Source organism: Salibacterium salarium (assembly GCF_030813635.1).
In the GTDB taxonomy this organism is placed as follows: domain Bacteria; phylum Bacillota; class Bacilli; order Bacillales; family Marinococcaceae; genus Salibacterium; species Salibacterium salarium.
In genome coordinates, this window is record NZ_JAUSUM010000002.1 from 488,873 (window position 1) to 503,125 (window position 14,253).

Annotated in this window: 14 protein-coding genes and 1 other RNA gene; 13 read left to right on the forward strand and 2 right to left on the reverse strand. The window is 37.3% G+C overall.

Annotated features, from left to right (window positions below; genetic code table 11):
- The first annotated feature begins 48 nt into the window (after window positions 1-48).
- On the forward strand, window positions 49-339 hold the full coding sequence (locus J2S78_RS17130) for an iron-sulfur cluster biosynthesis family protein (RefSeq protein WP_432653158.1): 291 nt from the start codon (window positions 49-51) through the stop codon (window positions 337-339).
- Window positions 340-442: 103 nt separating this feature from the next.
- On the opposite strand, the gene J2S78_RS08265 is transcribed toward J2S78_RS17130, so the two are convergent.
- Window positions 443-1,369, reverse strand: a complete 927-nt coding sequence (locus tag J2S78_RS08265; RefSeq protein ID WP_306897704.1) for a glycine betaine ABC transporter substrate-binding protein — start codon at window positions 1,367-1,369, stop codon at window positions 443-445.
- Between the two features lie 445 nt (window positions 1,370-1,814).
- Here J2S78_RS08265 and J2S78_RS08270 point away from each other — a divergent pair, with 445 nt between their 5' ends.
- From J2S78_RS08270 to J2S78_RS08320, 11 genes are all read left to right on the forward strand, one after another.
- Window positions 1,815-2,609, forward strand: a complete 795-nt coding sequence (locus J2S78_RS08270; RefSeq protein ID WP_306897705.1) for an ABC transporter ATP-binding protein — start codon at window positions 1,815-1,817, stop codon at window positions 2,607-2,609.
- A gap of 98 nt (window positions 2,610-2,707) precedes the next feature.
- Window positions 2,708-3,514 carry a SurA N-terminal domain-containing protein gene (locus J2S78_RS08275; RefSeq protein ID WP_306897707.1) on the forward strand — a complete coding sequence of 269 codons (807 nt, stop codon included), beginning with the start codon at window positions 2,708-2,710 and terminating at the stop codon, window positions 3,512-3,514.
- Between the two features lie 173 nt (window positions 3,515-3,687).
- A complete protein-coding gene (locus J2S78_RS08280) occupies window positions 3,688-4,611 on the forward strand; it encodes a chemotaxis protein (protein ID WP_306897709.1) in 924 nt (307 codons plus the stop codon).
- 517 nt (window positions 4,612-5,128) lie between these two features.
- Window positions 5,129-7,414, forward strand: coding sequence for a DEAD/DEAH box helicase (locus J2S78_RS08285; RefSeq protein ID WP_306897711.1), 2,286 nt, complete (start codon window positions 5,129-5,131; stop codon window positions 7,412-7,414).
- The gene (locus J2S78_RS08290; protein ID WP_306897713.1) at window positions 7,411-8,661 is read left to right on the forward strand and encodes a ribonuclease H-like domain-containing protein; all 1,251 of its coding nucleotides are present in this window, start codon (window positions 7,411-7,413) and stop codon (window positions 8,659-8,661) included. Before J2S78_RS08285 ends, J2S78_RS08290 begins: the two co-directional genes overlap by 4 nt.
- A gap of 163 nt (window positions 8,662-8,824) precedes the next feature.
- Window positions 8,825-9,388 (forward strand): SLOG family protein, encoded by a 564-nt coding sequence (locus J2S78_RS08295; protein ID WP_306897715.1) that lies wholly within the window; start codon window positions 8,825-8,827, stop codon window positions 9,386-9,388.
- Between the two features lie 101 nt (window positions 9,389-9,489).
- Entirely contained in the window at window positions 9,490-9,816 is a 327-nt protein-coding gene (gpsB, locus tag J2S78_RS08300) for a cell division regulator GpsB (RefSeq protein ID WP_306897717.1), read from the forward strand.
- A gap of 30 nt (window positions 9,817-9,846) precedes the next feature.
- Window positions 9,847-10,260, forward strand: a complete 414-nt coding sequence (locus tag J2S78_RS08305) for a reverse transcriptase-like protein (protein ID WP_306897718.1) — start codon at window positions 9,847-9,849, stop codon at window positions 10,258-10,260.
- Window positions 10,261-10,322: 62 nt separating this feature from the next.
- An RNA gene (gene rnpB, locus J2S78_RS08310) (RNase P RNA component class B) lies at window positions 10,323-10,705 on the forward strand.
- Between the two features lie 149 nt (window positions 10,706-10,854).
- The gene (locus J2S78_RS08315) at window positions 10,855-11,994 is read left to right on the forward strand and encodes a THUMP domain-containing class I SAM-dependent RNA methyltransferase (protein ID WP_306897719.1); all 1,140 of its coding nucleotides are present in this window, start codon (window positions 10,855-10,857) and stop codon (window positions 11,992-11,994) included.
- 82 nt (window positions 11,995-12,076) lie between these two features.
- Window positions 12,077-12,262 (forward strand): hypothetical protein, encoded by a 186-nt coding sequence (locus J2S78_RS08320; protein WP_306897720.1) that lies wholly within the window; start codon window positions 12,077-12,079, stop codon window positions 12,260-12,262.
- Window positions 12,263-12,264: 2 nt separating this feature from the next.
- Here the strand turns inward: J2S78_RS08320 and J2S78_RS08325 are convergent, their stop codons facing one another.
- Window positions 12,265-12,567, reverse strand: coding sequence for a HesB/YadR/YfhF family protein (locus J2S78_RS08325; protein ID WP_306897721.1), 303 nt, complete (start codon window positions 12,565-12,567; stop codon window positions 12,265-12,267).
- Window positions 12,568-12,717: 150 nt separating this feature from the next.
- Between J2S78_RS08325 and J2S78_RS08330 the strand changes: the two genes are divergently transcribed.
- Window positions 12,718-14,232 (forward strand): carboxypeptidase M32, encoded by a 1,515-nt coding sequence (locus J2S78_RS08330; protein ID WP_306897722.1) that lies wholly within the window; start codon window positions 12,718-12,720, stop codon window positions 14,230-14,232.
- Window positions 14,233-14,253 lie beyond the last annotated feature (21 nt).

Consider the following 14,253-nt stretch of genomic DNA (forward strand, 5'->3'; position numbering starts at 1 on the left):
AAATCAGTTAAATTGTTCTAAAATAGTAGAAGAAAGAGGTGAAAACTTATGCAAATTACAGATGAAGCAAAACAATTTATCGAGAGTGTTATGAATGAACATAACATGTCTACGATTCGTGTTGTTTTTTCCGGCATGGGCTGAGGAGGTCCTAATTTAGGACTGGCTCTGGATGAGCCGGCAGAAGACGACATAAAAAGAGATATTAATGGTATTCACGTTGCCATAGAAGAACAAATCCTTTCGCACGTAGATGGGGTCACTCTTGATGTGGAAACAACGGATGATAACCAACAGGGGCTTGTCATGCATGGTGGACCTGACAGCGATTGCTGTTAACACGTGCACTCTGAATTAAATCTAAAAAAGGCTGTTCCTAATGAGTATGAGTATACTCTATCAAAGGAACAGCCTTTTATTCGTTCATCTCATTCACTTATGCTTATTCGTTAATCCATTCATCTATCAAGTCTTGATTTTCTTCTACCCATTCTTCTGCTCCATCAATTGGTTCTTCAGCTTCATTGACGGCAACCATTAAATCACCGATAGAATCGTCATCCATTTTCCAGTTTTTGAACCATTCATCAACTTCTGGATAATCTTCTGCGAAACCTTGACGAGTTGCGTGGTGAATTTTTTCTGAATCTCCATAAGTGTTTTTAGGATCTTCTAAATACTTCAAGTCATGTTCAGCAAACACACGGTGTGGACTCCATAGCGGAGCAACAATTGGTTCTTCGTCTTGAATTGCTTGATTAATCTCTTCAAGCATAGCTGGTTCAGAACTTGGAAGAAGTTCATAATCTAAGTCATATTCGTCGATTAGAGTTTCTGTTACTTCCATTGTACCAGCGCCTGGATCAAAGCCAGTGATCTCACCGTTAAACTTATCACTATTTTCATTAAGGTCCTCAATGCTATTAACATCTTCCATGTATTCTGGAACAACTAATCCGACTTTGGCATTCTCATACCAAACTTCTTCAGAGAAATTAATTTCATCTTCATATTCTTCAACATAATTAGCATCTTGTATAGGGAGCCAAACTTCTAGACTGACATCTAAGCCGCCTTCAGCCACTGCTGCCATTGTAGTTCCCATATCAAGTACATTAAACTCAACGTCATATCCTTGATCTTCAAGGATAACTTTCCACATATTTGTAACTGCTATATTTTCAGCCCAATTTATTTGTCCCATCATAATCTTGTCATCACTATTTGCTTCTTCGTCGGCAGCTTCTTCATTTTCTTCGCTTCCTTCATCATTTCCTTCAGAAGATTCTGAGTCGTCACTTCCACAAGCAGAAAGACCAATGATAAGAATTAAAAATGTAATAAAACTTAACTTTTTTTTCAATGTCATAAATTACCCTCACTTTTAAGTATTAGTTTTCTTTAGTAATAATGAGCCCCCAATGAGCTTCAGTCCACGTTTTCATGTTTTCGGAAAAACATTAATATTGCATCTTTTAGATGAAACTGGCACAAAGGTTTATTCTCACCCCCTCTTTGTTAATAAAATTAGATTAATTAAATATTTTTTTAACAAAATTAACGTAACATTTTTTGAGGAAAAGTCAAATGATGAAGAATGTATAAATCGACTCTATCTACTGATATAAGCACTATTAAAAAAATTTAAATTTTTTTCGATAATAAACGTTAATTTCATCATACACTAAATTACACAATCTGCATAATCACCTGTAACAGCAGTAAAAAGTATAGCAATACTGTAAAATACCTAAATATTTTGTTATTCTAACTATAGAAAATAAGGGGACAAAGTGATAGATAGGGAGGAACACATGGATAACGAATCAGTGCTCTCGTTTCAGAATATCGATGTTATTAATAACGGGAATGTTCGATTAAAAGATATTTCCTTTGATATAAAAAAGGGAGAACAATGGGGACTTCTTGGTCTAAACGGTTCGGGGAAAACAACCCTTTTACAATTAATTGCTGGATATGTTTGGCCAACTTCAGGAAGTTTATTCAGTTGGCAAGGAAAATATGGACAAATCAATATTCCAGAATTGCGAAAAAGTTTAGGATGGGTAAGTGATGCATTAGAGGATAGGTACCGCACAAGACAAAGTGATACGGCTATTGAGATTGTTTTAAGCGGCCTTTTTGCGTCTGTAGGATTATATGAAAGTACGAATATTACTGAAGTGGAGCTCGCCGAAAAATGGATGCGTTTTTTTGGAATTGAAGAATACAAGGATAGACGCTATTCACAATTGTCCCAAGGGGAAAAGAAGAGGACTATGCTAGCACGGGCATGGATTGCTGAGCCAAGTGTGTTGTTATTGGATGAACCGTGCACCGGTCTTGATGTGAAAGGAAGAGAAGAATTTTTGGAATCCTTAGAATCATTAATGGCATTAAATAATGCTCCGGCCCTTCTATATGTAACGCATCACATTGAAGAACTGCCTCCCTCTATAAAAAATGTTCTGCTGCTGAAGAATGGAGAAATACTTCATAAAGGGAAGAAATATGATGTTTTAAACGATACAAACGTGCAACAAACATTTGATGTAAAGGGCAATGTTCACTGGGAAAATGAACGACCATGGCTTGTAGTGAGCCGTTAAAGAAAAACTCAACCTATCCGAGTACGGTTAAAAATATGTGTTACGAATATGGATATGTTACAATACAAAGAAGTACCAATTACGAAAGGAGAATATATTTGAGTAAAAAACACATACTGGGTATCGCTCTTGCTGTTTCTATATCGATGATTGCAGCTTGTGGAGATGAAGATGCATCAGACGAACAAGAAAACAATCAGCAACAAGAAGAGTCGAACGAGGAAAATACGAATGAGGATGGAGAAAATGAGGGAGAAACAGCGCAAGAAATAGAGATGCCTGAACCTGATTTATCAGAAATCCCCGACGTTGTAGCCCAAGTTAACGCAGAAGATATATCAAAAGATGAATTTGAAACGTCGTATGAAAGACAGTTTCAACAAGCAGCATTACAGGCACAGATGACAGGGGAAGACCTTGACCAAGACCAATTAAAAGAACAAGTTGCCGAAAGTATGATTGTTACAGAATTACTTATACAAGAAGCAGATAATCGTGATATTGAAGCATCACAAGAAGACATAGACAACACATTAAATGAATTAGTGGAACTAAATGAGCTTGAATCCCAAGATGAATTTATATCTACTATCAAAGAACAACAAGATATGAATGAAGAAGAGATTATGGCTGAAGTTGAAACACAAGTGAAAGTAGATCAACTCATTGCTGAGGAATCAGGGGACACGGAGCCAACGGATGAAGAATTAGAAGAAGCTTATGATCAGTTGACAGCTCAACAAGAACAAATGAGTGGAGAAAATGAGGAAGAGGTAGAAATTCCACCATTTGAGGAAGTAAAATCAGACCTTAAAGATCAACTAAAAAATCAAAAAGAAACAGAGCAAATGCAATCTTTAGTAGAAGAACTTCGTGAAAATGAAGATGTAACTATAAATCTTTAATTAAAAAAGAGGGAGCCCGACAGTAAGGATTGTCGGGTTTTTTACATAATATAGAACAAGAGGAAAGTTTGATTTTTAGCATTTTGTTTAAATAATTCTTGCAGTTCTTTCGTAATGCGGTAAAATAGAGACAAAAGTACTAATTGATATATGATTGTTTGGAGGGAGTTTCCATGGCACTTGGTACAAATGAAACTGATATTTTGCTCGAAAGTGGCACAAACGAATTAGAAATTGTCATGTTCGAGGTTGGAACCGGTACATTCGGGATAAATGTATTAAAAGTTAGAGAAATCATCCAGCCAGTAGAGATTACAGAAACACCAAATCGACATGAACACTTAGAAGGGATTGTACGACTGCGAGAAGAGGTTATCCCTGTAGTTGATCTTGCTAAAGTCTTAGGGTATCCTTCGGCTGAGGAACCTGAACACGATAAATTTATTATTGCGGAATTAAATCAAATGAAAGTAGCGTTTCATGTTCACTCTGTTTCTCGTATTCATCGTATTTCCTGGGAACAAATTGAAAAACCAGGTGAGTTATCTCAAGGATATGACGCAAATACGATAGGAATCGTTAAAATGGAAGGTATTATGTCCTTATTGCTCGATTATGAAAAAATTGTAATGGACATTGCACCTGAAGCAGGCATAAACATGTCTCAAACAAGTAACATAAGTTATAAGGACCGCTCTGAAAAACATTTAATGATTGTAGAAGATTCTCCTATTCTAAGAAAAATGTTAGAAGATGTTTTAAAAGATGCGGGTTATCTAGGGACTGTTGTTTATGAGGATGGAAAAGCTGCATGGGACTATTTAGAATCAATAGCTGAAAGTGAAGATGAAGAAGCACAGCATCAGAAACCGGATTTGATTATTACAGATTTAGAAATGCCTAAAATGGACGGGCATCATTTAACCTGGAAAATCAAAGAAAACAAAAGTTTAAAGAACATTCCTGTTATTATTTTCTCCTCTTTAATAACAAATGATCTATATCACAAAGGAGATCAAGTAGGAGCAGATGCTCAAATAAGTAAACCGGAAATTGTTCATCTTGTAGATGAAATAGACAAATTTATTATAGAGTAACGAGGAAAAGCTTCAGACGCACAAGCGTTTGAAGCTTTTTTATAGAAACCATGAGTGAGAAATCACAAATCAATTTTCTAAAAATTCAACCAAAAGCCATTGACTGTATTATAACAACTGTGTATAATAAGCATTACATTATAACAATACAAGGAGTGATCATCATGAAAAAAAGTAACAGTAAACCTAACGACAGACGTGTATTGCCTGAAAAAGACGAAAAAACAGTTCTTCAATTAATTAACGACTACCACATGGAAAGATAAGTTTGGTAGTATCATTTCTCTATTTTATACAATAACGTTTCTATCGTTATTGTATTTTTTCTGTGCTAATAAATACTAAACTACAATAATTCTGTTATACTACAAATTTTTCATGTCTTAATAGTACTCAAACAATAATCCGTACTACCACCGTTTTTAATAATGGTGGTATTTTCTATTACTACCGTCTGTTAAAATGATTGGAAAACAAACGTACATTCTCTATAATAGATGTATGAGGTGAACTAGGAATGCAAAAGCAATCGTTAAACCAACTAATTGAATGGATGAAAACGGATGAAACAATAAAAGACCACATCCAACATTGGCATACTATAAATGAACAACAGGCACAAACAAACCCGTTTCCAGCGGAACTGCACGAAAAATTGATTCGTGCACTCATGGATAAAGGTATTACCGAATTGTATACTCATCAATACTCCGCTTATGTAAAAAGTGGTTATGAAAAAAGAAATACCGTGTCCGTTACCCCAACCGCTTCTGGCAAAACGCTTTGTTATAACCTGCCAGTATTACAGTCCATTTTAAATAACAAAGAAAGCCGTGCCCTATATTTATTTCCGACAAAGGCGTTAGCACAAGACCAAAAAAGTGAAATTAATGAATTAATAGATGCTATGGAAGAAGACATAAAAAGTTTTACATACGACGGAGATACTGCTGCAAATATTAGGCAAGTCGTTCGAAAAGCAGGACATGTTGTGATTACAAACCCGGATATGCTTCACTCCGCTATATTACCGCATCATACGAAATGGGTATCATTATTTGAAAATCTTAAATACATTGTCATTGATGAATTACATACCTATCGAGGAGTATTTGGCAGTCATGTTGCAAACGTGATTCGTCGTCTAAAAAGAATTGCCAATTATTACGGAAGTAATCCTGTATTTATTTCAACTTCAGCCACTATCGCTAACCCGCAAGAACTTGCGGAAAATTTAACTGGAGAAACGTTTGATTTAATAGATAATAATGGTGCTCCGCGGGGAAAAAAACACTTTGTCTTTTATAATCCCCCTGTCATCAATGAAGCGTTAAATATTAGAAAAGGCGCTACATCGGAAGTAAATGAGTTAGCTTCTCGTTTTCTTAATGAAAAAATACAAACGATTATTTTTGCGCGAAGTAGAGTAAGGGTAGAAGTAATCTTAAGTCATTTACAAGAACTAGTGAAAAAAGAATTAGGTCCCAAATCTATTCAAGGATACAGAGGCGGATATCTTCCCAAGCAACGAAGAGAAATAGAAAATGGGCTGCGCAACGGAGATATTATGGGTGTTGTTAGTACGAACGCGTTAGAATTAGGGGTGGATATAGGTCAACTTCAAGTATGTATTATGACTGGTTATCCAGGTTCTGTTGCTAGTGCGTGGCAACAAGCCGGCAGGGCTGGAAGACGTCAAGATGAGTCATTAATTATTTTAGTCGCTAGTTCAGCACCAATAGACCAATATATGATTCAGCAACCTGAATTTTTCCTGGAGCAATCCCCGGAATCAGCCCGCATTCACCCTGATAACCTAATTATATTAGTCGATCATATCAAATGCGCTGCGTTTGAGCTGCCGTTTCAGGACGGAGAAACATTTGACGGGGTCGATGTAGTGGAAATACTTGAGTATTTAACCGAAGAACAAGTTCTTCATCATAGAGGGTCTAAGTGGTACTGGATGAATGATGCCTTTCCTGCCCACGGTATTAGTCTACGTTCTGCTTCCCAAGAAAATGTCGTTATCATTGATCAAACGGATATTTCCAATGTGAAAGTAATAGGGGAAATGGATAGTTTTAGCGCGATGACATTATTACACGAAAAAGCAATTTATCTACATCAAGGCATACAATATCAAGTAGAAGAACTCGATTGGGAAGAAAAGAAAGCCTTTGTCAAAGAAGTACAAGTTGAATACTACACGGATGCTAACCTGGCTGTTGACTTAAAAGTGTTAGAAGAAGATAAAACATCGTCACACCCTAGTTTTGAAACAGCATTTGGTGATGTGATGGTAAATGCTAAAGCAACCATTTTCAAAAAAATAAAAATGACAACATTCGAAAACATTGGTTCCGGTACTATTCACTTACCGGAAGAAGAATTGCATACAAATGCTTGTTGGGTTACCTTCCCGGCACATACTGTACAAGAATTTGGAAAACAGCCATTGGAGCAGGCTCTTATCGGACTTGCTAATGTATTTCGTCATATTGCTCCCATTCATGTTATGTGTGATCGAAGTGATTTACATGTCGTTCCACAAATGAAAGCCACTCACTCGGAACAACCTACGATATTCCTATATGATAGGTATCCGGGAGGTGTCGGATTATCATCAGCTGTCTATCAACTACTTCCGGATATTTTAAGTGATTGTAAAAATTTGATTAAGTCTTGTCCATGCAGCACGGGATGTCCGTCTTGTGTCGGATCTGATTTAAATCTAGATGAAGAAGCCAAAACTTTAACTCTACGTTTGATTCATGTACTCCGAGGAGGAATAACGGATTGAAGCTTAAAAACAAATTGAATCGAATGAAACATCATATGAGTCATGAGCAACAATCAAGTGATGAAGTTAGTAGTTCTGACAATGAAGACCATTCATCCAACGTACAGAATGAAGTTCCTTTTGAAACAGAATGGGAGAACCTCCAATCCAAGCCTTTGTTTTTGGACGATCAATATATGATTAAACGAGAAAAAGAGTACTCGTTTAGTTATTATCATGGGAACCATGCTTTAGGAGAACTGTTTGATATTTGGGATCGTTGGAGTAAAGTAACAGCGTCACATCCGCTTCATCCAAAAGAACGGACACCTGAAGACCTTCTCTTTTTTGATACTGAAACAACTGGATTAAACAGTGGAGCAGGGAATATGATATTTTTACTCGGTGGATCCTATTTTTCTGAGACGAACGTACATGTTCGTCAATACTTTTTACCGGGACCAGAAGCTGAAGTACCACTATATTATTATTTCCTTAACGAAATGAAAACATCGATTCAACATCTTGCTACCTTTAATGGGAAATCATTTGACTGGCCTCAGCTCAAGACAAGGCACACTTTTGTTCGAAATGAAGTTCCGAAACTTCCAGAGTTTGGTCATTTTGATTTATTACATTCCTCACGCCGACTGTTTAAACATGTTCTTCCATCCTGTAAGCTTTCCGTGATTGAAGCAGAAATATTGGAGTTCGAACGAGAAGACGACACTCCTGGTTATCTTGCTCCTATGCTTTATTTTGATTATTTAAATGAGCAGAATCCAGCCTTTATTGAAGGAATACTTACCCATAATGAGTGGGATGTGCTGTCATTAATCACTCTTTATATTAACCTATCCGACCGTGTTCTTCGTTATGGTACAACAAAGAGAGAAACATTTGAAATTGGCCGCTGGTATGAGCAGGTAAAGGAATGGAAACAAGCGGAATGGTGCTACAAGCACGCTTTATCCAACAGGATGACATTAGATGATTGGAAAGAGGATAATTATTTTGCTTTAGCTCGTGTTTTGAAAAAGCAAAAGCGAGACGATGAGGCACAAAGGTACTTTAGCGAAATATTTCTGAATAAAGGCAAACGCAGCATAGAAGCTGCAGTTGAATTGGCAAAATATAAAGAACACATAGAAAAAGATATGGAAGGCGCGATGTTTTACGCACAAGCAGCAAATAGCGAATCACCGAAAGAATATGGTATAGAAAAAAGAATTATTCGATTAGATGATAAAATAAGGAACAGGAAATAACGTCCATCATTATTTCCCGGGCAAGCGCATAATAGCAAGTGTTTATCTAGGAATTATCAATAACCGACATTATTTGAATGCCAACCCTCAATAAATATATCTGTTTTTGTCGAAACAGCAGCTGCATGTAGGAAATTACAATAATAAAGCAGGAGGAACAAATATGAAGGTGTTAGCTGTAACAGGATATAAGCCACAAGAATTAGGCATATTTGATCCAAATGCAAAGGAGATATCTTATATAAAAGCCACTCTTAAATCCAAAATATATGGTCTCTTAGAAAATGGTTTGGAATGGATTGTCATTTCGGGACAACCCGGAGTCGAACAATGGGCTGCAGAGGTTGTGATTGATTTGAAGATGGAATGGTCTCAACTTCGTCTCGCCGTGCTTCCTCCTTTTCTTCATCAAGATAGCATATGGCCAGATCATGCAAAAGAACGATATCAGCGTATTATCCAATCGGCTGACTATTGTGAAGCCATATCGAAAAAAGAATATGACAACCCAGGTCAATTACGTGCTAAAAATGATTTTATTATCATGAAAACGGATGCGTTGTTACTTTTGTATACCGAAGAACAAGAAGGAACACCGAAATATTATTTAGAAGCAGCCGAACGACGATCGCAGCAAGGTTATCCAGTGTATCGAATTACCCCAGACGATTTACAAGAAGCCGTTGAACATGAACTAGAGTCTCAAAGTCTTGATAACGAATGGTAAACGGATTGAAAATTGACTTTTCAAAGAAGTTCTGAAAAAATAAAATACAAATAACGTTTTAGATATTCAATACGATAATTTATTCGGGGTGAATCATAACGATGCAAAATATTCAATTAACTGGAAAAGAAATTTTAGATAAAGACTTTAAAAGCAGTATGAAAGGGTATAATAAAGACGAAGTGGATCAATTTTTAGATATGATTATTCAAGATTACGAAGCATATGAACAACGGGTGCGTGATTTAGAATCACAGTTAGAACAGAGTAAAAACCAAACAACTCAACGAGAAACCCGCTACAGCCGTGAACATAATACTGCTTCAGAGGAACAACCTATGCCAAACACTGGTGGGACTAATTACGATATATTAAAACGTTTATCTAACTTGGAAAAAGAAGTCTTTGGAAACAAACTTTATGATTAATATGAACGTTTGTATAACGGAGGGATTTGCTTGTTAAAAATTTTTATAGATGGAGCAAGCGCTGGAAATCCTGGTCCTGCTGGCGCGGGTATCTTTGTCAAAGATGGAAACGGCAATAACGAACACCATGCTATTCCACTCGGTACGATGACAAACCACGAGGCGGAGTTTGCTGCTTTGTTACAAACATTAAAGCTTTGTTACAAACGAGGATGGTCTATGGCATCTATTAACACCGATTCTAAATTGGTAGATGAAGCTGTTGAAAAGGAGCATACGAAACATTCATTATACAAACCATATTTAAAAGAAATATTGTCCATGTTTGATTCATGCGAGTTATGTTTCGTGAAATGGATTCCTTCTACTAACAATAGAACTGCTGACCAGTTATCTAAAAATGCTATTAAGAAAAATAAATCTTCTCCTGCGTTTATGAAATGACGACTTGCCAAACTATGTTGAACAGGATATAATGGCATTTGCATTAACAAAAGACGCTAAAAACATTCTGGCAGTTGCTGCGCTTAACAGCGTAGAGGAAAGTCCATGCTCGCACAACCTGAGAGGGTTGTAGTGTTCGTGCCTGACTAAACAATAAGTCAGGGCGGCCTGGTATTAGACTGGGCTGATGGCGGGGAAGAGACCTGTGTCTATTGGATATGGTCTTATTACCCTGAAAGTGCCACAGTGACGTAGTCTGTTTGGAAACGAACAGAGTGGAACGCGGTAAACCCCTCGAGCGAGAAACCCAAACATTGGTAGGGGCACTTTTCTGATGGAATTCAACAGAAGAAAAGGCAGATATAATCTGCAGATAGATGACTGCCCCCGGAGTGCAAGGTGAATAACCGTAGCAGCACAAAGGGACAGAACATGGCTTATATGAATGTTTTGGCCTCTGATGACCCCTGTACAAGGGGTTTTTTCTTTATCTAAATGACTAACAACAAACAACAATAAAAATACTTAGAAGAAACGAAACATACAAATAGCTGCATAAAGCGTACAAATTTGCAATTCAAAGGAGTAAACTATATGGAGGATCACGTTACATTAATAGCAACAGCTACAATGGGGCTAGAATCACTCGTTGCCCGTGAAATAAAAGATCTCGGATACCAAGATGTGAAAGTAGAAAACGGACGAGTAGAATTCAACGCTCCCACAGAAGCAATCGCACGAACTAATATGTGGTTACGAACAGCAGATCGTGTGAAATTAAAAGTGGCAGAATTTAACGCTTATTCATTTGATGAGTTATTCGAAAAAACAAAAGCTGTGTCTTGGGAAGATTATTTACCGGAAAATGCAGAATTTCCGGTTGTCGGTCGCTCGGTAAAGTCAACACTTTACAGCGTTCCAGATTGCCAATCCATTGTAAAAAAATCCATTGTCGAACGACTGAAGCAAACGTATAACAAAGATTGGTTCAGCGAAAATGGAGCTTTGTATAAGGTAGAAGTGGCTCTTAACAAAGATGTCGTGACGTTAACGATAGATACATCCGGACCAGGCCTTCATAAACGCGGGTACCGGGCTGTACAAAACTTAGCTCCATTAAAAGAGACACTTGCTGCAGCGTTAGTTATGTTAACGAATTGGAAGCCGGATCGTCCGTTCGCTGATCCTTTTTGTGGTTCAGGGACAATACCAATTGAAGCGGCTCTTATTGGACAACGTATCGCACCTGGGTTTAACCGTGAATTCATTGCAGAAGACTGGACATGGCTCGAAAATGCCATATGGGAACGGGCGCGAGAAGAAGCAGAAGATAAAGCAAATTACGACCAACCGCTAGATATACAAGGATCAGATATTGATCACCGAATTGTTGAATTAGCCGAAGAAAATACGATGGAAGCTGGGTTGTATGGGGTGATTTCATTTAAGCAAATGCAGGCTTCGGATTTCACATCTAAAAAAAACTATGGTTGTATAGTGTCCAATCCCCCATACGGAGAACGTCTTGGCGAAAAAGAAGAAATAGAAGCACTGTACAAAGAAATCGGACAAGCGCTACGCCCGCTTGAAACGTGGTCTGTCTATATGTTGACATCAAACGAGAATTTCGAGTCCTTGTACGGGAAACAAGCGACGAAAAGACGCAAACTCTACAACGGCAAGATAAAGACCGACTACTACCAATTTTGGGGACAGCGTCCGCCAAAATCATAGGGAAAGTTTGAAAAAAATAAGCATATTTTCCCCTCCACCTGGATACTCTTTAAAGTAGAACCATTTCAGGGAGGGAATCAGGTTGGAACGAATTCAAAAAGAACAACGCCTGCATTCATTGCAAAAAATTGAAAAGGCAATTGGAAATGCCGAAAAAGCACTCCAATCGCCGGATAAACAATCCATATCACAACCGCTACAGTCACTCATTCAAGCGAAGCAGACATTAAATATGGCCTGGGACTATCATTTAAAACAACATATATAACCTTATTTAGGGTTAGTAACATCATATATCTTAGGATTTTCAAACTCAAGCAAGTCAATGGTTTTATCATAAGATATCGTCATACCATCTAGATACCATTGATCTTGCGGATTAACAAAAAAGAATATTCCTTTTGCCTGAAGCGTATATGCACCAGCTTCAGGTTTTTCTTTGGACACTCCAATGGAATAGCCCCCGGAACCAACGCCTCCAATGCGAACAAACAAGCGAAGATATTCTTCATCTTCTAAATTCATTTCTTCTTTGTAAAGCCGGGCAGCCTCAGGTTTTATTGTGAGTTCCATTATTATTGCTCCTTTCTGCTCTGTTTTGTTATATCATGATTTTTGAAACGTTTCAAAAATGAAAAATGGATTAGGAATGTGTTAGGCTGAAAGTATAACAAATTTTCCTATATACTAACATTATCATGCAATAATAAGGAGCGATTATTTTTGACAAAAACAATAAAACAAACAGAAAAAGATTTTAAGGAACTAATGCAAAAAATGTCCTCCTATGAACAAGCACTTGGTCTTTTGCAGTGGGATGCACGAACAAAAGCACCAAAAAAAGGAGCAGATCAACGTTCAGAAGTGATTGGTTCGTTGTCGACTGAATTATTTAAATTAAAAACATCGGAAGAAACAGGAGGACTTTTAGAAGAAATATTGCAAGCGGACAAAGACGTTGTATCAAATGTTACTCGTCAATCAGCAAAGGAATTAAAAAAGGAATACGACCGTTCTATCAAAATACCTGAAGATGAATTTCGGGAATATAGTATTTTAACCGCAAAGTCCGAGTCCATTTGGGAAGAGGCCAAAGAACAAAATGACTTCGAGATGTTTCGTCCTTATTTGGAGAAAATTGTGCGGTTCAGCCGCAAATTTGCTGATTACTGGGGATACGAAGGTCATCCCTACAATGCCTTACTCGAAGATTTTGATCCTGGAATGACTGTTGACACGCTCGATCAAGTGTTCAGTCGATTGCGCGATGGATTGATTCCCTTGGTAGAAGGTGTTACATCGTCTTCTAATAAACCGCAGACTGATTTTATTTTCCGTTCTTTTCCTAAAGATAATCAAAAGCAATTTAGTTCAGAAATATTGTCTCAAATGACATATGATTTTGAAGCAGGAAGATTAGACGAAACCGTTCACCCATTTGCCATTGGTTTAAATCCTAAGGACGTACGGGTAACAACTAAATATGACGAGAATGATTTTCGCACTGCTGTGTTTGGTACTATCCACGAAGGAGGTCACGCTTTATACGAACAAAATCTTCCTGAGGAACTCGCAGGCACTGTTCTCAGTGATGGCACATCTATGGGAATTCACGAATCTCAATCACTGTTTTGGGAAAATTTTGTCGGTCGAAACAAAATGTTTTGGGAGAATAATTACGATTTATTACAATCCTATTCTAATGGACAATTTGAAGATGTAAATCTCGATCAATTTTATCATGCTATCAATGAGGCTAAACCTTCTCTTATACGTATAGAAGCAGATGAAATGACATATTCGCTTCACATTATATTACGATATGAAATAGAAAAAGGGTTGATAAATGGAGATATAGAAGTGGCGGATCTCCCGAAAGTATGGAATGAAAAAATGGAAGAATATCTCGGTGTAATCCCACCAAATGATAGCCAAGGGGTATTACAGGACGTCCATTGGTCTTTTGGTGCATTTGGTTATTTTCCATCTTACGCTTTAGGATATATTTATGCTGCTCAACTTCATCAGGCAATGCGTAAAGAGATACCAGAGTTTGATCAATTGTGTCAAAAGGGAGAGCTTTCCTCTATCAGAGAATGGTTAACTAAACATGTTCACCAGTACGGACGTATAAAATCTCCAGCTGAGATTATTAAAGATGCCACCGGTGAAAATATCAATCCAGAACATTTACTGAATTATTTATCAGAAAAATATAAACCACTCTATCAATTTTAACAACTTGGAACAAAGCCTATT